At 68.3% G+C, this 385-nt stretch carries 1 protein-coding gene; it reads left to right on the top strand.

From position 1 onward, the window contains the following. Nucleotides 1–118 precede the first annotated feature (118 nt). Nucleotides 119–385: hypothetical protein (locus tag ACLEQD_RS45230; protein WP_410392046.1), on the top strand; the 267-nt coding region annotated here is incomplete at its 3' end.

A 385-nucleotide genomic window follows, 5' to 3' on the forward strand; every position in this document is an offset into this window, starting at 1 on the left:
CGGCGGGCAGCCGTGTTTCCGGAGCCCACCGGCCCGGACGCCTGTCCTTTTCCCCGGACGGGCATGGCAGTGTTCTCACTCGGGACCGAACGGACCCGACCTTGCAGAACACGCCCCCATGTCCAATCTGAAACTCTGGTTGTTGCTGAGCTGCGTCGGCCTGAGCCCCGCATGCATTGACGTTCCGCCGCTGGAGGACCCGCCCAAGGAGGGCCCACAGGCGAACCCCGACGCGGACTTCACCTTCACGGCGACTCCTGCCCAGGAGCAGGTCCTTCCCGGGGGAACCCTGGACTGCGACGTCCAGCTCGCCTGGACTGACACCACGGGAGGTGCCGTCACCTGGAGCCTGGTGTCCCCGCCCGCGGGCATCGAGCTCCAGGCA

The sequence above is a fragment of the Corallococcus sp. 4LFB genome (genome assembly GCF_046520365.1).
Lineage (GTDB): Bacteria > Myxococcota > Myxococcia > Myxococcales > Myxococcaceae > Corallococcus > Corallococcus caeni.